Below are 15,790 nucleotides of genomic sequence, written 5' to 3' on the forward strand. Positions count from 1 at the left end.
CGACCTGCGGGCGGCCGAATACGTCCTGGGCACCCTGAGCGCCGCCGAGCGCGAGGCCTACCGGCGCGATCGCGCCGGCTCCCCGGCCCTGCGGGCGGCCGAGCGCGCCTGGGAGGCGCGCCTCGCTCCCCTGGCCGGGGCCGTGCCGGAGGCGGCCCCGCCGCCCGGCGCCTGGGCGGGCATCGCCGCCCGCCTGCCGGGCGAGACGCCCCGGGCGGCCGCGCCGGTCGTCGATCTGCGCCCGGCGCTCCGGCGCTGGCGCCGGGCCGCTTACGCCGCGGGGGCGCTGGCCGCCGGCCTCGCCCTGTTCATCGCCGTCGAGCGCCTCGCTCCCCGGCCCGATCCGGCGCAGTACCTCGCGGTGGTGAACCGGGGCGGCGAGCTGCCGGCGCTCGTGGTGCGGGTCGATCCGCGGGCCGGCACGGTCCAGGTCCGGGCGCTCGCCGCCGAGGCTCCGCGCGAGCGCAGCCTGGAGCTCTGGGTGGTGCCGGCCTCCGGCGCGCCCCGCTCGCTCGGTCTCGTGCAGAGTGCGGCCGGCACCCGGCTGCCCTTGCCGGCCGGCGACCGCGCGCTCCTCGACGGCGCGAGCCTCGCCGTCACCGTGGAGCCGCCGGGCGGCTCGCCCTCGGGCGCACCGACGGGGCCGGCGGTCTATAGCGGCCGCCTGGTGCGCGAATAGGCGCGAGAAGAATCGCAGGCGCACGAAAAAATCGCAGGCGTCCCGAAACTTTCCCGTCCGGCCCTCCGTACCGGCCCCCGACCCCGACGAGAGCGGGGCCGACACGAGAGACGGGACGACACCCCATGACGATCCGGAATCACGCCCGCACCCTCATCCTCGCCCTGGCGCTCGCGACGGCGGGCGGTGCCGCCCAGGCGAAGAACCCCATGGTCGGCGGCGCGCCGATGTACGCCTCGAAGTCGATCGTCGAGAACGCGGTCAACTCGAAGGACCACACCACCCTGGTCGCCGCCGTGAAGGCCGCCGGCCTCGTCGACACCCTGGCCGGCCCCGGCCCGTTCACGGTGTTCGCTCCGACCAACGCCGCCTTCGCCAAGCTGCCGGCCGGCACGGTCGAGTCGCTGGTGCAGCCGCAGAACAAGCCGACGCTCACCAAGATCCTGACCTACCACGTCGTGCCCGGCACCTACACGGCCAAGGACCTGATGGGGCTGGTGAAGAGGGGCGGCGGCCAGGCCGAGCTGAAGACCGTCGAGGGCGACAACCTGACGGTGATGCAGAAGGGCAAGCGGCTGTTCGTGGCCGACGACAAGGGCAATACAGCCCGGGTGACGATCGGCAACGTGATGCAGTCGAACGGCGTCATCCACGTCATCGACACCGTGCTGATGCCCTGACCGGCGCGGCGGCCGGGCGGGAACCCGCCCGGCTCCTCAACCCTCGGCCGTAAACCTTGGCCGTCACACACCGTTACGCAAGTTGATTCGCCGGGATGCCGGCCGGTTCGCTAGAGGGCACTCGAGCGCGGCAGGTGCATTGCGGCAGGAATCCTGCCGCAATGCTGCGCATAAGGGCCGGGACGACCCGCGGTGGGACACTCGGCGGGCGAGACGTGAGGCGGTGAACATGTGCGGGATCGTTGGGATCGTCGGCCGGAATGCGGTGGCGGGACAGGTGGTTGACGCGTTGCGGCGGCTTGAGTACCGCGGCTACGATTCGGCGGGCATCGCCACCCTGGAATCCGGCCGTCTCGAGCGCCGGCGCGCCGAGGGCAAGCTGTCGAACCTGCAGCTCAAGCTGCTGCAGAGCCCGCTCGCCGGCGCCATCGGCATCGGTCACACCCGCTGGGCGACGCACGGCCGGCCGAACGAGACCAACGCCCACCCGCACGCCACCGAGCGCCTGGCGGTGGTGCATAACGGCATCATCGAGAACTTCCGCGAGCTCAAGGCCGAGCTGCAGGCCCAGGGCTGCGTGTTCGAGACCGAGACCGACACCGAGGTCGTGGCCCAGCTCGTCAGCCACCTGATGCGCGGCGGCCTCGGCCCCGTCTCGGCCGTCGAGGCGGCCCTGCCGCGCCTGCGCGGCGCCTTCGCGCTCGCCTTCCTGTTCGCCGGCGAGGAGGACTTCCTGATCGGCGCCCGCCACGGCGCGCCGCTCGCGGTCGGCTTCGGCGACGGCGAGACCTATCTCGGCTCGGACGCGCTCGCGCTCGCCCCCTTCACCGACGAGATCACCTATCTCGAGGAGGGCGACTGGACCATCCTGACCCGCGACGGCGCCGAGATCCGGGACGCCGCCGGCCACGTCGTCGCCCGCCCGCGCCAGAGGATCGCCACGCAGGCCTTCCTGGTCGACAAGGGCAACTACCGGCACTTCATGGCAAAGGAGATCTACGAGCAGCCCGAGGTGGTCGGCCGCACCTTCGCCCACTACGTCGACCTCGCCGCCGGCCGGGTCGCCCTGCCGGAGGCCTTGCCCTTCGACTTCGCGACGCTCAACCGCCTCTCGATCACCGCCTGCGGCACCGCCTACTATGCCGGCCTCGTCGCCAAGTACTGGTTCGAGACGCTGGCCCGGCTGCCGGTCGAGATCGACGTCGCCTCCGAGACCCGCTACCGCGAGCCGCCGCTGGAGAAGGGCGGGCTGACGCTCGTCATCTCGCAATCGGGCGAGACCGCCGACACCCTGGCCTCGCTGCGCTACGCCAAGGCGCAGGGGCAGCACACGCTGGCGGTGGTCAACGTGCCGACCTCGACCATCGCCCGCGAGGCCTCGGCGGTGGTGCCGACGCTGGCCGGCCCCGAGATCGGCGTCGCCTCGACCAAGGCGTTCTCGTGCCAGCTGACCGTGCTGCTCTGCCTGGCGCTGGCGGCGGGCCGGGCGCGGGGCACGCTCGACGAGGCGGCGGAGAAGCGCCTCGTCGACGCGCTGATCACGGTGCCGGGCCTGATGGCCGAGGCGTTGAAGCGCGAGGAGGAGATCGAGATCCTGTCCCGCGAGATCGCCAAGGCGCGCGACGTGCTGTATCTCGGCCGCGGGACCGCCTACCCGATGGCGCTCGAGGGCGCGCTGAAGCTCAAGGAGATCTCCTACATCCACGCCGAGGGCTACGCGGCGGGGGAGCTGAAGCACGGGCCGATCGCGCTCATCGACGACGCGGTGCCGGTGGTGGTGATCGCCCCCCACGACGCGACGTTCGAGAAGACCGTCTCGAACATGCAGGAGGTGGCGGCCCGCGGCGGCCGGATCGTGCTGATCGGCGACGCGCGCGGCGCCGCCGCCGCCGGGCTCGACACGCTCGCCACCCTGATGATGCCGGACCTCGATCCGGTCGTCGCCCCGATCGTCTACGCGGTGCCGGTGCAGCTGCTCGCCTACCACACCGCCGTGGCGCTCGGAAAAGATGTCGACCAGCCGAGAAACCTCGCAAAATCCGTCACCGTGGAGTGACCGTCGGCTCGCGGCCAGCGTGTCACGCGAGGAGGGCGCGCCGTCCCGGGCCATGGGGCGGCGCGTTCTCGCGAAGAGAGGGGTCCGAGCCGCGGCGCGCGGCCTCGGACCGCCCGCCATCAGGACGCCACGAATTCTTCCGATTCGCTCGATGTCATTTAGCCGGGATTAACCAAGAAGCCCTTCAATACGAAGGCTTAAGGTTGATCCTTTCCTAAACGGCCGAACTCGCCGGCCCGCCGCGCGCCCTCGCGCCGGCGGCCGGCCGGGCGGGTCCGTGCGGGACAAGCCATCGAGTACAGACCGCATGGACCTCGTCGCGTATTCGTCCGGTCGCCTCGCCCCGGGCTCCCTCCGTCGCCGCCGCCGCAACCGGCGGCTCCTCGGCATCGCCGCCGTGCTGGGCGGCATCGGGGCCGCCGCCGGCCTGGTGCCGCGGGAGGAGGCGCATCCGCTGCTCGCCGGGCCGGCCAAGCCCGCCCCGGCGATGCGCCAGGCCGCCGTCACCCCGGCCGAACTCGGATGGATGCTCTCGCCCCGGGCGGCCCTCGGGACCGATGCCGCCGGCTTCATCCGGGAGACGGCGGGCCTGCCGCGCGCCGAGGCCGCCATCGTCGCCGCACTCCCGGTTCCCATCCCGACGCCCGCCGAGACCCTGCGCCTCGCCGAGGCCGCGCCGGCCGCCCTGGTGCCTCCGAGAGCGGGGCCGATCGCCGGCCCGGTCGCCACCGCTCCGGAGACGACGCCTTCCGAGACGACACCCCTCGCCGTCGTACCCCTGCCGGTGCCGCGCCCGCCCGAGCTGCGACCGACCCCGACGGTGCTCGCGACCCGCGCACCCCGGCGGCCGGTCCAGGCCATGGCCTCGACCCAGAGCGTGTTCAAGGCCGCGCTCCCGGAGGAGCCGTCGCTGTTCGACCGGATCTTCGGGGGAAGCGGCGGGAGCGCACCGAGCCAGACCCTCGCCTACGCGGCGCCGGGCGGCCTCGATCCGAGCCCGCGGCCGCGCCTGAGCGCCAGTCCCGGCATCGCGGTCTACGACATCAGCGCCCGCACCGTGACCCTGCCGAGCGGCGAGTCGCTCGAGGCGCATTCGGGCCTCGGGCCGCACATGGACGATCCCCGCAACGTCCACCTGAAGATGCGCGGCGCGACGCCGCCGGGCACCTACGACCTCACCGAGCGCGAGGCCCTGTTCCACGGCGTGCGGGCGATCCGGCTCAACCCGGTCGGCGGCAGCGGCGCGATCCACAACCGGGTCGGGCTGCTGGCCCACACCTACATGCTGGGCCCGAGCGGCGCCTCGAACGGCTGCGTCTCGTTCCGCAACTACGACCGCTTCCTGCAGGCCTTCCTGCGCGGCGAGGTGCGCCGCCTCGTCGTGGTGCCGGGCGCCGGCGCCAGCGACCTGCCGCGGATCGGGCGGGGCGGTCCGTCGGACCGCGCGACGCGGGGGTGACAGCGTCGCTCGGCAAGCTCTCGATGATAGCCGACCCTCCGCGTCGTTCCGGGACCGCGAGAGCGGAGCCCGGAACGACCACGCGGGTTTCGAGACCGTCGAGCAGTCTTTCGAGATGCGGGACGATGCGCCCTCCCGGAGGACGATCCGCCCAGATCCCGCTCACTCGCCGTCGATTCATACCCTCGCGCCTTGGCATCGACACGTCGATGCCAAGGCGTCCGGCGCATGAGCGCCGACGCCCGTTCGGGCTTGGCCAGCGCCTTCGAACGGATCCGTTCGAAGGCGCGGCGGTATTACTCCCCGTCGATCTTGGCGCCGATGATCGCGATGGCGCGCTGGTAGACCGAGGCGGCGTTCCAGCCCTGGATCGCGCCGAAATTCGGCTCGCCGGGCTGGTAGCCGGCGCCGGCGCGCCAGCCATGGGCCTTGAGGAAGTTCGCGGTCGAGTTCAGCGCCACCGAGGCGTTGTCGAGGCTGCCGCCGGTGCCGTAGTTCAGCACGTTCTTCGGCAGGAACTGGGTGTGGCCGACCTCGCCGTGGGCCGCGCCGCGGGTATTCGCCGTCAGGATGCCGCGATCGACCAGGGCAAGGGCAGCGTAGAGCTGGTCGGTGAAGAAGGCCGAGCGGCGGCAATCGTAGGCCAGCGTCGCCACCGCCGACAGGGTGTTGACGTTGCCCTTCACGGCGCCGAACCCGGTCTCCATGCCCCAGATCGCGAGGAGCGGGCCGGGGGGCACGCCGTAGCGCTGCTCGATCGAATCGAACAGGGCGGCTTGCGAGCGCTTCATCGCCCGGCCGCGGGCGATGATCGCCGAGGCGCCGCGCTTGGCCATGAACTGGTCGAGGGAGAGCTTGAAGCTCCGCTGGCCCCGGTCCGCCGCGATGGTGGCGGAGGAGTAGGAGGTGCCGGCCAGGGCCTGGAGGGCGGCCGGGCTGGCGCGCCCGCGGGCCTCGTCGGCGAATTCCTGCTTCCAGGACTCGAACCCGGCGGCCGAGTTGCCGCATTGCGCGGCCTGCGCGCCGCCGGCCAGCACCGCGAGGCCCGCGGCGATCAGGGCCCGGCCGTAACCGCTCTTCGTCATCCCACACACTCCCTCGGAGCCGCGCCGCAGACCTCGGACGTCGCGGCTCGCAATGACCGGCAATCCATGCCTGCCCGACGGGCGAGGCTACACTCCCGGCCGTCTGCGGAATCTTTACGGCGGGATTGCAACTCGCCCGATCCTCGCCTTCCGGGTGAAGACGGGGCTGGCATCGTCGGGAGGGATGTAGGGCTGCGGACGGAGGGTCAGGAACGAAAGTCGGTGGGCGTGGCCGGAAGGCCACGCCCACGGTGCGGGTGTTCCGGATACGTCAGGCGGCCAGCCCGAAGATCCCCCGCGCCTCGGCGGGGCTCGCCGCGGCGCAGTCGAGATGGGCGAGCAGGCTCACGGCCTTCTCGACGAGGGCCGCGTTGCTCGGCGCGAGTTCCCCGCGGGACAGGTAGAGGTTGTCCTCGAGCCCGACCCGGACGTGGCCGCCGGCGGTGGCGGCGAGCGCGACCATCGGGAACTCGGCCCGGGAGATGCCGAAGGCCGACCACGCCGCGTCCTTGGGCAGTCGGTCGCGCATCTGCAGCAGGGTCTCGGGCGTCGCCGGCGCGCCCCACGGGATGCCGAGGCAGATCTGGAACAGCGGCGGCGAATCGAGGTGCCCCTCCGCCAGGAGGTGGCGGGCGAGTTCGATCTGGCCGAGGTCGAACACCTCGATCTCGGGCTTCGCCCCGGCCTCGCGGATCAGCGCCGCCATCGCCCGCAGGTGGGCGGGCGTGTTCATGAAGGCGTGCTCGCCGAAATTCATCGTCGCGACGTCGAGGGTGCAGACCTCGGGCCGGAGCGCCGTGACGTGGCGGGTGCGCGCCTCGGGCGAGGCGAGGGTGGTGCCGGGCCCCGCCACCGCCGGGTCGGGATCGCCCGCGACGTAGCGCCCGCCGGCGCCGGTGGTGAGGTTGAGGATGACGTCCGCGTTCTTCTCGCGGATGCGCTCCACCACCTCGCGGTAGAGCGCGAGCTCCATGCTGGGCTTCGCCGTCCGCGGATCGCGGACGTGGATGTGAACCACGGCAGCGCCGGCGCTCGCGGCCTCGAGGGCCGATTGCGCGATGGCCTGCGGGCTCACCGGCACGGCCGGATTCTTGGACGGGGTATCGAACGAGCCGGTCAGGGCGCAGGTGACGACGGTCTTGCGAGACATGGATCCCTCCCTTCAGAGCATGCCGCCGTCGACCACCAGGGTCTCGCCGGTGACGTAGGCGGCGCCGGCGGCGAGGAACAGCATCGCCTCGGCGATGTCCTCAGGTCTCGCCATGCGGGCGAGCAGGGTGCGCGCGACGGATTCGGCCTTGCGCTCGGCCGGCCAGGTCGCGGTCCACGGCGTCTCGACGAGGCCCGGCGCCACGGCGTTCACCCGCACGTCCGGGGCGAGCGCCCGGGCGAGGCTGCGGGTGAGGTTCACGAGCCCCGCCTTGCTCGCCGAGTAGGCGATGCTGGAGCCGCGCCGCCCGAGGCCTGCGACGGACGCGGTGTTGACGATGGCGCCCTTGGCCTGGCGCAAGGCCGGTGCCGCCGCGCGGGCGCAGCGGTAGGGACCGATCAGGTTCGTCGCGAGGATCGTCTGCCAGAACTCCTCGGTCATCGCATCGAGGTCGGCGAAGTCGATCGGCACCGTCGAGGCCGGGGTGCCGGCATTGTTGATGAGGATGTCGAGGCCGCCGAGCGCGTCGATCGCGCGCGCCACCATGCCCTCCGCCTCGCCCGGTACGGAGACGGTGCCGGGCAGCGCCCGGACCTTCAGCCCCTCGGCCGAGAGCCGCGCGGCGGCCTCCGGCCCCCGGGCATCCTCGGCGAGGTGGTTGAGCACGACGTCGGCACCGCACCCCGCGAACAGCGTGACGGCGGCGAGCCCGATTCCCGAGGCGCCGCCGGTGACGAGCACGCGACGCCCGCCCAGATCCGCTTTGATCATTGACGTTTCCACCCTGCGAAATGTTGTTTCGCGGAAGAGTGGCCGGACCGGGCGGGCTTGTCCAGCTTGGCGCGCGCATCGGTGGTGCGCTGGCGCGGGCCTCGACGGCGGCGGGCGGCGTGCCATGATCGAGGGTCGGGGGACTCTCTCCGCGCCGACCGCGTCTCGCGAAGAATCTCAGAGCCCGTTTGGTCGGACCGACCGAATCGACCCATGCCGTCGTCATGCCGGGTTCTCGCCTGCGGCGAGCCCCGGCACGACCCTGTGAGTTGTCAACGTATCGGATGGCCCGAATCGAGCCGATCCTCAATACTCCCAGAAGATCCGCTGCAGCTCCTTGGTGTCGCTGGTCTTCGTCAGGGCGACCGCGGCCAGGATCTTGGCCTTCTGCGGGTTGAGGTCGTGGGCCACGACCCAGTCGTACTGGTCGTCCGGCTGCTCGGCGTTGCGCAGCACGAAGCCGTCGCCGACGCGCGAGGAGCGGATGATCACCGTGCCCTTGGCGCGCAGGTCCTTGAGCGTGTCGACGGCGTAGCCCGCCACCGAGCCGTTGCCGGTGCCGGCATGCACGATCGCCTTGGCGCCGCCCTGCACGGCGGCGGTGTAGGCGGCCGGGTTCATGTTGCCCGAGCCGTAGACGATCGCGACCTCCGGCAGGGTGTCGATCGCGTCGATGTCGAACTCGGAGGTCGCGCCGTGGCGCTTCACGGGGGCGCGGAACCAGTAGGTCTTGCCCTCGACCACCATGCCGAGCGGGCCCCACTGGCTGGTGAAGGCGCTCGGCTTGATGTTGACGCGCTTCGTCACGTCGCGCCCGGCCTGGATCTCGTCGTTCATCGTCACGAGCACGCCCTTGCCCTTCGAGGCCGGGCTCGCCGCGGTGGCGACCGCGTCGGCGAGGTTCAGCGCGCCGTCGGCCGAGAGCGCGGTCGAGGGCCGCATCGAGCCGACGACCACGATCGGCTTGTCGCTCCTCACCACGAGGTCGAGGAAGAGCGCGGTCTCCTCCAGGGTGTCGGTGCCGTGGGTGATCACCACGCCGTCGACGTCGTCCTGCTTCAGGAGCGCCGAGACGCGCTTGGCGAGCTGCACCAGTTGCGCGTTGGTGAAGCTCTCGGAGGCGATCTGGAACACCTGCTCGCCGCGCACGTTCGCCAGCTCGCCCAGGGACGGCACGGCGGCGATCAGCTTGTCCACCGGCACCTTGGCGGCCTGGTAGGTCGCGCTGTTGCTGGCATCGGCGCCCGCGCCCGCGATGGTGCCGCCGGTGGCGAGGATCACCACGTTGGCCTTGCGGGCGGAAGCCGGCGCGGTCGTCGCGGTGGTGGGCATCTCGCGGGCGAGCGCGGCGCCGGCGAGCGGCGATCCCGCGAGCATCAGGGCCGCGAGGGCGGGCAGGACGGTGAGGCCGGGACGGCGCATGGTCGGATCCTTGGAAACGGGGATCGGGAGCCCTGAGCGCGTACCAGCCTCGGCCGATTCCCGCCACCCGATGCCGCAGCGATCCGGCCGCAGCGATCCGGATGACGACCCGGCAACTTTTCCCGGAATCGAGCGTTCTCTGGATACGTGACGCACAGCGTCCCGCGCCAGCGGTTACTGGTCAGCCCCACACCCAGGAAATCCTCATGTCCGTCACCCAGGACATTCTCAAGCCGCGCTTCTCGCAGCACATCGACATCCATTGCCCCGACGACCGGGCCTACTGGGCCGGACATTTCGGGGTCAGCGGCGACGAGTTGCGCGACGCCGTGAAGATGGTCGGCTCGCGGGTCACCACCGTCGCGGCGCATCTCGGGCGCCAGGCGGCCTGACCTCGGCACAGATCGAAACCCGACACCAGGCGCCGCGGGCCACGACAGGCACGCGGCGCCCTTCTTCGTTCCGGCGGCTCACCGGCCGCGCCGCGCCCGGACGTGGTCGGGGGTGATGGCGTCGAGGGTCGGCGTCCCGAGCAGGGTCATGGCGTTGTCGATCTCGTTGCGGAAGATCTCGACGACCCGGGAGACGCCCTCGCCGCCGCCGGCCGACAATCCCCACAGGAACGGGCGCCCCAGGCTGCAGGCGGTGGCGCCGAGCGCGAGCGCCTTGATCACGTCGGTGCCGCGGCGCACGCCGCCGTCGAGGATGATCTCGGCCCGGCCCGCCACCGCCGCGGCGACGTCCGGCAGGGCCTCGATCGCCGCCGGCACGTCGTCGAGCTGACGGCCGCCGTGGTTGGAGACGATCACCGCCTCGATCCCGAGCGCCAGCGCCCGCTCGGCGTCGGCCGGGTGCAGCAGTCCCTTCAGCGCCATCGGGCCGCGCCACCGGTCGCGGATGCGCGCGATGTCGTCCCAGTTCGCAGACGGGTCGAACAGCGAGGCGACGTGCTGGGCGACGCTGGTGAAGCCACCCCCCGCCGTCTCGAAGTTGCCGAAGCCGAGCCGCGAGCGCGCCGCCCCGGCGAGCCAGGCCGGGCGGCGGGCGAGGTCGAGGGCGGTCGAGAGGCGGGGCTTGAGCGGCATGGTGAAGGCGTTGCGCAGGTCGCGCTCGCGCCGCCCCTGCACCGCGAGATCGACGGTGAGGCAGAGCACCCGGTAGCGCGAGGCGGCGGCGCGGCTCAGCAGCGCCTGCATCCAGTCCCGGTCGCGCAGGAAGTAGAGCTGGAACCAGCGCTCGCCCTCCGGCGCGCCCTCCGCCACGTGCTCGATCGAGCCGACCGAGTTGGTCGACAGGCAGTAGGGGATGCCGGCCCGCGCCGCGGCCCGCGCCCCCGCCACCTCGCCGTCCGGCCAGAAGAAGCCGGCGAGCCCCGTCGGCGCCATCATCAGCGGCAGGGACGAGCGGGTGCCGAGGATCGAGCGGGAGAGGTCGCGGGTGCCGACATCGATGCCCACCCGCGGCATCAGCATCCAGGCGTCGAAGGCCTCGACGTTGTCGCGCAGCGTGCGCTCGTCCTCGGCGCCGCCGTCGATGAAGTCGAACACCGCCCGCGGCAGCCGGCGCGCGGCCTGGGCCCGCAGGTCCGCGACGGCGTGGGCCCGCTGCAGGCGGGCGGCGAGCCGGGTCGGGGCGGGGGCCTTCGCCGGCACGGCCGGGGGCGGCGTCAGCGCGGATGACGGCCGGTGGGCGATCGCCCGCCCGGTCTGGCGCTCGTCTGCGTCCACGATGGCCCTCCCTTGCCGGTTCTCGCGTCCGGTCCGCTGACGGGTAGCACGGGGCGCACGCCGGATGGAACGGCGGCAGATGCCGCGCGTCGAACCCGCGTCCAGCCCCTCGCGGGCGGCGCGGGCGGCAGGCCGATGGCGGAGCGGGACGACGGGGAACGCGGCGAGATCGAGGAACGCTCGGCGCCGCGCGCCACGATCGTCCACGAGGCGGTGCGCAAGCAGGGCGAGGAGGAGCTGTCGCGCCCCGCCGGTTCCCTGTTCTGGTCGAGCGTGGCGGCGGGCATCGCCATCATGGCCTCGGTGATCGCGCAAGGGGCGCTGCACCACAAGCTGCCGGCCGGGATGGACTCCCGCACCCTGGTCTCGCAGCTCGGCTATCCCCTGGGCTTCCTCGTCGTGATCCTCGGGCGGCTCCAGCTCTTCACCGAGCAGACGATCGTGACCGTGCTGCCCCTCGCCACCCGGCCGAGCGGGCGGGCGCTCGGCCGGACCGCCCGCCTCTGGGGCATCGTGCTCCTCGGGAACCTGATCGGCACCGCCGCGGCTGCCGCGCTCAACGTCCACGGCCGCCTGGTCAGTCCGGACCTCCTCGGCGCCATGCTGACGGTGTCGCGCGAGAGCCTGATGCACAAGGCGCCCTCGTCGCTCCTGCTCCAGGGCATCCCGGCGGGTTTCCTGATCGCCACCGTGGCGTGGCTGCGGGCGGCGTCGAGCGGGGGCGAGTTCTGGATCGTCTTCACCCTCACCTTCGCGATCGTGCTCGGCGACTTCACTCACGTAGTGGCGGGCGCCGCCGAAGCCTTCCTGCTGCTCTGGGCCGGCGAGGCCGCACTCGGAGACGTCCTCGGCGGCATGATCCTGCCGGCGCTGATCGGGAACGTCGTCGGCGGCACCGGCCTGTTCGCGCTCCTGGCCCACGCCCAGGTCCGCCAGGAACTGTGACGGTCACTTCATGCTGCGCTGCGGCGGCCGCGCAATATTCTCGGTCCCCCGCGCTTGGTAGGCAGGCGCGACGCGATATGCGCGGAAGGGAGACCCATGAGCTTCGTCCAGGCGGCCTTCGGCCGGTTCAAGCAGACGGTGACGGCCTATGCCGGCGACGAGGCGCTGATGCGGGCCGCGGTGTCGGCCTGCGCCAACGTGATCGTGGCCGACGGCGAGGTCGCGGGGGCGGAGTTCGAGGCGGCGCTGAAGGGCATGCTCGCCGACCCGATCCTCGAGAAGGGCTACGACAGCCTGATGCTCGAGGAGGAGCTCTACGACGGGATCGGGCGTGCCCGAACCCGGGCCGGGCGGATGCAGAACATGCACTTCATCGAGGCGATCGCCGAGCGCCCGGCGGAGCAGCGCCAGAGCGTCTTCCTGATCGCCGCCGACGTCGCCGATTTCGAGGGAATCAGCCCCTCCGAGCACCGGGCCCTGACCGAGGTGGCGACGGCGCTCGGGCTCGACCGGGACGCGCTCCTGTCGTGAGCCTCAGCCCTCCCGGAGCGCGCTCGGGGGGCGGTCGTGCAGGCGCGACCACGCCCGCCTGAGCTGGCGCGGCGAGGCGAAGCCCGCCCGCTCGGCGACGCGCTCCATGTCGAGGCGGGTCCGGGCCAGGAGATCGCGGGCGAGCGCCACCCGGAGGGAGTTGACGTAAGCCGGCAGGCTCATCCCCACGTGCCGGTTGAAGAGGCGCGAGAGGTGGCGCGGGCTGGTGGCGGCGATGTCGGCCAGCGCCTCCAGGCTCCAGGCCCGGGCCGGATCGGCGCTCACCGCGTCCTGCACCCGGTGGATCGCCGGGTGCAGGTGGTTGCGCCCCTCGAGCCAGGGCGAGAGCTGCGGGTCGTGGCCGCTGCGACGCAGGTACACCACGAGGTAGCGCGCCACCGCCGCCGCGCAGGCCGGGTCGACGAGGCGCGCGACGAGGTGGAGCATCAGGTCGATGCCGGCGGTGATGCCCGCACTCGTCAGGCGCTCCCGGTCCTCGACGAACAGCCGGTCCTCCAGCACCCGGGCCGCCGGAGCGAGGGCGGCGAGCTCCGCGCAGGCCGCGTGGTGCGTGGTGCAGGCGTGCCCGTCGAGGAGCCCGGCCCGGGCCGCCAGCAGGGCGCCGGAGCAGATCGAGACCAGGCGGTGGCCCGGCCTAACCTGCGCCCGCAGCCAGGCGACGATCGCCTCCTCGGCGTCGCGCTCGGCGTCGCCCGGGGGAGAGGAATCCCCGAGGATCAGCTCCGCCGCGCCGGCGAGCACCACGGTCGCCCCCTCCGGCAGCGGCGCGGGCAGGGGTGCGAGGCCGGCGAGCCCGAGCCCGGTCGAGCTCGTCACCTCCGCGCATGGACCGACGTGGACGACGCGGAACCGCACCCGGTCCTGGATCAGGTTGGCCTTGCGCAGGACCTCGACCGGGCCGGCCACGTCGAGGAGCAGGGTGCGCGGCGGGCACACCACCACGACCGCGATGTCCGTCGGCGCGCTCACGCGGCGAGGCGGGGGGCCGGCCCCGCCAGCGCCTCCTCGACGGTGGCGATGCGGGCGAAGCGCCCGGCGAGCACCAGCTCGGTGCGGGCCCGGATCTCGTCGGCGCTCCAGCGCCGGCCGGCAGCGTCCGTCATCGCGAAGGTCAGCGTCGCCTCGCCGACGTAATCGACCGCGTAGCCGAGATCGGAGGCGTGGCGGGTCGTGGTCTCGCAGCACTGCTCGGTGCGGATCCCGCTGACGAGGAGCCGCCGGATGCCGTTCCGCGTGAGCCAGACCTCGAGCCCGCTGCCGACCAGCGCGCTGTGGCGCCGCTTGTGGAACACCACGTCGGGGGCGATGCGCACGGGCTCCAGGGTGCGGACATGGCCCGAGGCGAGGGAGAACACGCCCTCGTCCTCGACGTGGAAGACCTGCACCACGGGGACGTTTCGCGCCACCGCGCCGTCGATCAGCGCCTGCTGGCGGGCGAGGTAGCGGGCCAGGTCGGCCTCGTCCCAGTAGGGGCGGTGGCGGAAGGAGTCCTGGACGTCGATGACGAGGAGGGCGGTGTCGGACATGGGCGCGATCCTTAAGCGGTGGGACGGCGCCAGGATAGGCGCCGCCCTCGGTCCCGAAAGACCGCGCCCGGACCGGAAGCGGACGGAAAAGGACACGCCGTCAGCGCGCCGCGATGACCGCGACGCCCGCGCCGACCATCACCCCGCCGGCGACGCGGTTCGCCCGCCTCACGGCGGCGCGGGTCCGCAGGGCATGCCGCAGCCGGCCGGCGAGAAGCACGTGCCCGCCGATGACCAGGGCCTCGACCGCGAGGATCACCGCCGCCAGGATCCCGACCTGCGCCGGGGTGAGGGCCGCGCCGACGACGTTCGGCAGGAGAGCAAGGTAGAACAGCGGCATTTTTGGGTTGCCGAGATTGAGGGCGAGGCCGGTCAGCACGCTCGCCGCCAGCCCCGGCCGCGTGCTCCCGGCGCGCTCGGCCGGCAGCACGGGCTCGGCGGTCCAGAGCCGGATCCCGGCCCAGACCAGGTAGGCCGCGCCTGCGTAGCGCAGGACCGTCATCACCGCTCCCATCTCCTGCGCGACGACCGAGAGGCCCGCAGCGGCGAGGACGAGGAAGGCCAGGATGCCGACCACCATGCCGAACCCGTAGGCGATCCCGGCGCCCGGCCCGTGCGACAGGGTGCGGGCGACGATGGTCATGTTGTCGGGCCCGGGGCTCGCGGCGAAGACCAGGAAGGCGGCAGCGAACGAGAGTAGCGTAACGGGTTCCATTGGACTTCCCCTGCGTCGAGAGACGCAAGGGTCGAGGCAAGTCTCACGCCGTCGCCGCCGGCGCCGCTCGAGGCGAGCGGCCCGCCCTCAATGCTCTCCCACCTCGCCGAGATGCGTCAGCAGCGCCTCCGCGACCTTGTCGGGCGCCTCCCGGGTCGGGAAGTGGCCCACCCCCTCCAGCTCGACCTGCCGGTACGGCCCGGTGAAATGCTGCTCCTGGCCCGAGAACGAGGCCGGCAGCACGCAGGAATCGGCCGCGCCGTGGATCACCAGGGTCGGCACAGCGATGCCGCGCGCCTCCTCGGCCTCCCGGGCGAGGTCGGCGAAGCGCGGGTCGGGCGCGTCGGCGCCCCAGCGCGAGCGATAGAAGTTGAGCGTCACCGCGGCCCAGTCGGGGTTCTGGAACGAGGGAGCGGTCTTGCCGAAGGTCTCGTCGGTGAACCACGGGCCGGCCGGGCCCCAGGCCACCCATTGCTCGCGGGCGAAGGCGAGGGGGTTCTCGCGCACGAAGGCGGCGCCGGGCTCGGTGTTCATGAACCACTGGTACCAGAAGGCGCGCACCTGCGGCAGCGGCGGCACGCCGATGCGGCCCGGCGCCCAGGGCACCGACAGGGCGGCGATCGAGGCGACGCGCTGCGGCCGGGCCGCCGCCAGCAGGTAGGCGACGCGCGCACCCCAATCGTGCCCGACGACCGGCAGGCGCGAGAAGCCGAGGGCGTCCATGAAGGCCAGGATGTCGGTGGCGAGCGCCGCCGTCTCGCCGGTCCTCGGACCCTCGGCATTGACGAACTTCGTCGGGCCGCAGCCGCGCCAGTAGGGCACGATGGTGCGCCAGCCGGCGGCGTTGAGCTTCGGCACCACGCCGTCGAAGGTCCGCGGATCGTCCGGCCAGCCGTGCAGCAGCAGGATCGGCTGCCCCATGTCGGGGCCCGAGGCCTCGTAGGTGATCTCGACCTCGCCGGCGGCGACGCTGTTGACGTCCATGGGCAATGCTCCCGTCGCGGACACGAAGGGCGGAGCCCG

The 15,790-nt window shown here is 72.9% G+C and carries 16 protein-coding genes; 7 read left to right on the forward strand and 9 right to left on the reverse strand.

From position 1 onward, the window contains the following. Positions 1 to 142: 142 nt before the first annotated feature. The 4 genes from DK419_RS23625 (at position 143) to DK419_RS23640 (ending at position 4,874) form a co-directional block, all read left to right on the forward strand. Positions 143 to 679, forward strand: a complete 537-nt coding sequence (locus tag DK419_RS23625) for an anti-sigma factor (RefSeq protein WP_342587200.1) — start codon at positions 143 to 145, stop codon at positions 677 to 679. 125 nt (positions 680 to 804) lie between these two features. Beyond that, complete coding sequence (locus DK419_RS23630) at positions 805 to 1,359, forward strand: fasciclin domain-containing protein (RefSeq protein ID WP_109961260.1); 555 nt, start codon at positions 805 to 807, stop codon at positions 1,357 to 1,359. A 229-nt stretch (positions 1,360 to 1,588) separates the two neighbouring features. Continuing rightward, entirely contained in the window at positions 1,589 to 3,415 is a 1,827-nt protein-coding gene (gene glmS / locus DK419_RS23635; protein WP_109962466.1) for a glutamine--fructose-6-phosphate transaminase (isomerizing), read from the forward strand. 307 nt (positions 3,416 to 3,722) lie between these two features. Then, the gene (locus DK419_RS23640) at positions 3,723 to 4,874 is read left to right on the forward strand and encodes a DUF2778 domain-containing protein (protein WP_109961261.1); all 1,152 of its coding nucleotides are present in this window, start codon (positions 3,723 to 3,725) and stop codon (positions 4,872 to 4,874) included. 296 nt (positions 4,875 to 5,170) lie between these two features. Here the strand turns inward: DK419_RS23640 and DK419_RS23645 are convergent, their stop codons facing one another. The 4 genes from DK419_RS23645 to DK419_RS23660 all read right to left on the reverse strand — a co-directional run bounded on the left by DK419_RS23645 (position 5,171) and on the right by DK419_RS23660 (position 9,302). Beyond that, positions 5,171 to 5,959 (reverse strand): lytic murein transglycosylase, encoded by a 789-nt coding sequence (locus tag DK419_RS23645; protein ID WP_109961262.1) that lies wholly within the window; start codon positions 5,957 to 5,959, stop codon positions 5,171 to 5,173. A 271-nt stretch (positions 5,960 to 6,230) separates the two neighbouring features. After that, positions 6,231 to 7,109 (reverse strand): beta-keto acid cleavage family enzyme, encoded by an 879-nt coding sequence (locus DK419_RS23650; protein WP_109961263.1) that lies wholly within the window; start codon positions 7,107 to 7,109, stop codon positions 6,231 to 6,233. Positions 7,110 to 7,121: 12 nt separating this feature from the next. After that, complete coding sequence (locus tag DK419_RS23655) at positions 7,122 to 7,880, reverse strand: SDR family NAD(P)-dependent oxidoreductase (RefSeq protein WP_109961264.1); 759 nt, start codon at positions 7,878 to 7,880, stop codon at positions 7,122 to 7,124. A 306-nt stretch (positions 7,881 to 8,186) separates the two neighbouring features. Then, the gene (locus DK419_RS23660) at positions 8,187 to 9,302 is read right to left on the reverse strand and encodes an asparaginase (protein ID WP_109961265.1); all 1,116 of its coding nucleotides are present in this window, start codon (positions 9,300 to 9,302) and stop codon (positions 8,187 to 8,189) included. Positions 9,303 to 9,508: 206 nt separating this feature from the next. Here DK419_RS23660 and DK419_RS23665 point away from each other — a divergent pair, with 206 nt between their 5' ends. Continuing rightward, a complete protein-coding gene (locus DK419_RS23665) occupies positions 9,509 to 9,694 on the forward strand; it encodes a DUF3606 domain-containing protein (RefSeq protein ID WP_109961266.1) in 186 nt (61 codons plus the stop codon). 78 nt (positions 9,695 to 9,772) lie between these two features. Here the strand turns inward: DK419_RS23665 and DK419_RS23670 are convergent, their stop codons facing one another. Further along, on the reverse strand, positions 9,773 to 11,029 hold the full coding sequence (locus tag DK419_RS23670) for an alpha-hydroxy acid oxidase (RefSeq protein ID WP_162561378.1): 1,257 nt from the start codon (positions 11,027 to 11,029) through the stop codon (positions 9,773 to 9,775). Between the two features lie 135 nt (positions 11,030 to 11,164). Here DK419_RS23670 and DK419_RS23675 point away from each other — a divergent pair, with 135 nt between their 5' ends. Beyond that, the gene (locus tag DK419_RS23675) at positions 11,165 to 11,974 is read left to right on the forward strand and encodes a formate/nitrite transporter family protein (RefSeq protein ID WP_109962467.1); all 810 of its coding nucleotides are present in this window, start codon (positions 11,165 to 11,167) and stop codon (positions 11,972 to 11,974) included. A gap of 96 nt (positions 11,975 to 12,070) precedes the next feature. Further along, a complete protein-coding gene (locus DK419_RS23680; protein ID WP_109961268.1) occupies positions 12,071 to 12,505 on the forward strand; it encodes a tellurite resistance TerB family protein in 435 nt (144 codons plus the stop codon). 3 nt (positions 12,506 to 12,508) lie between these two features. Here the strand turns inward: DK419_RS23680 and DK419_RS23685 are convergent, their stop codons facing one another. From DK419_RS23685 to DK419_RS23700, 4 genes are all read right to left on the reverse strand, one after another. Further along, positions 12,509 to 13,495: a GlxA family transcriptional regulator gene (locus tag DK419_RS23685; protein WP_109961269.1), complete on the reverse strand. Its 987-nt coding sequence runs from the start codon at positions 13,493 to 13,495 to the stop codon at positions 12,509 to 12,511. Next, positions 13,492 to 14,052: an isochorismatase family protein gene (locus tag DK419_RS23690; protein ID WP_109961270.1), complete on the reverse strand. Its 561-nt coding sequence runs from the start codon at positions 14,050 to 14,052 to the stop codon at positions 13,492 to 13,494. Before DK419_RS23690 ends, DK419_RS23685 begins: the two co-directional genes overlap by 4 nt. A gap of 100 nt (positions 14,053 to 14,152) precedes the next feature. After that, a complete protein-coding gene (locus tag DK419_RS23695; protein WP_109961271.1) occupies positions 14,153 to 14,767 on the reverse strand; it encodes a LysE family translocator in 615 nt (204 codons plus the stop codon). A gap of 87 nt (positions 14,768 to 14,854) precedes the next feature. Beyond that, the gene (locus DK419_RS23700; protein ID WP_109961272.1) at positions 14,855 to 15,751 is read right to left on the reverse strand and encodes an alpha/beta fold hydrolase; all 897 of its coding nucleotides are present in this window, start codon (positions 15,749 to 15,751) and stop codon (positions 14,855 to 14,857) included. Positions 15,752 to 15,790: the final 39 nt, after the last annotated feature.

It is taken from the genome of Methylobacterium terrae (assembly GCF_003173755.1).
Lineage (GTDB): Bacteria > Pseudomonadota > Alphaproteobacteria > Rhizobiales > Beijerinckiaceae > Methylobacterium > Methylobacterium terrae.

What these genes read in the sequence shown, in the direction of transcription:
- DK419_RS23630 (WP_109961260.1), top strand. Translation starts at nt 805, where the DNA reads ATGACGATCCGGAATCACGCCCGCACCCTCATCCTCGCCCTGGCGCTC.
- glmS (WP_109962466.1), top strand. Translation starts at nt 1,589, where the DNA reads ATGTGCGGGATCGTTGGGATCGTCGGCCGGAATGCGGTGGCGGGACAG.
- DK419_RS23640 (WP_109961261.1), top strand. Translation starts at nt 3,723, where the DNA reads ATGGACCTCGTCGCGTATTCGTCCGGTCGCCTCGCCCCGGGCTCCCTC.
- DK419_RS23645 (WP_109961262.1), bottom strand. Translation starts at nt 5,959, where the DNA reads ATGACGAAGAGCGGTTACGGCCGGGCCCTGATCGCCGCGGGCCTCGCG.
- DK419_RS23650 (WP_109961263.1), bottom strand. Translation starts at nt 7,109, where the DNA reads ATGTCTCGCAAGACCGTCGTCACCTGCGCCCTGACCGGCTCGTTCGAT.
- DK419_RS23655 (WP_109961264.1), bottom strand. Translation starts at nt 7,880, where the DNA reads ATGATCAAAGCGGATCTGGGCGGGCGTCGCGTGCTCGTCACCGGCGGC.
- DK419_RS23660 (WP_109961265.1), bottom strand. Translation starts at nt 9,302, where the DNA reads ATGCGCCGTCCCGGCCTCACCGTCCTGCCCGCCCTCGCGGCCCTGATG.
- DK419_RS23665 (WP_109961266.1), top strand. Translation starts at nt 9,509, where the DNA reads ATGTCCGTCACCCAGGACATTCTCAAGCCGCGCTTCTCGCAGCACATC.
- DK419_RS23675 (WP_109962467.1), top strand. Translation starts at nt 11,165, where the DNA reads ATGGCGGAGCGGGACGACGGGGAACGCGGCGAGATCGAGGAACGCTCG.
- DK419_RS23680 (WP_109961268.1), top strand. Translation starts at nt 12,071, where the DNA reads ATGAGCTTCGTCCAGGCGGCCTTCGGCCGGTTCAAGCAGACGGTGACG.
- DK419_RS23690 (WP_109961270.1), bottom strand. Translation starts at nt 14,052, where the DNA reads ATGTCCGACACCGCCCTCCTCGTCATCGACGTCCAGGACTCCTTCCGC.
- DK419_RS23695 (WP_109961271.1), bottom strand. Translation starts at nt 14,767, where the DNA reads ATGGAACCCGTTACGCTACTCTCGTTCGCTGCCGCCTTCCTGGTCTTC.
- DK419_RS23700 (WP_109961272.1), bottom strand. Translation starts at nt 15,751, where the DNA reads ATGGACGTCAACAGCGTCGCCGCCGGCGAGGTCGAGATCACCTACGAG.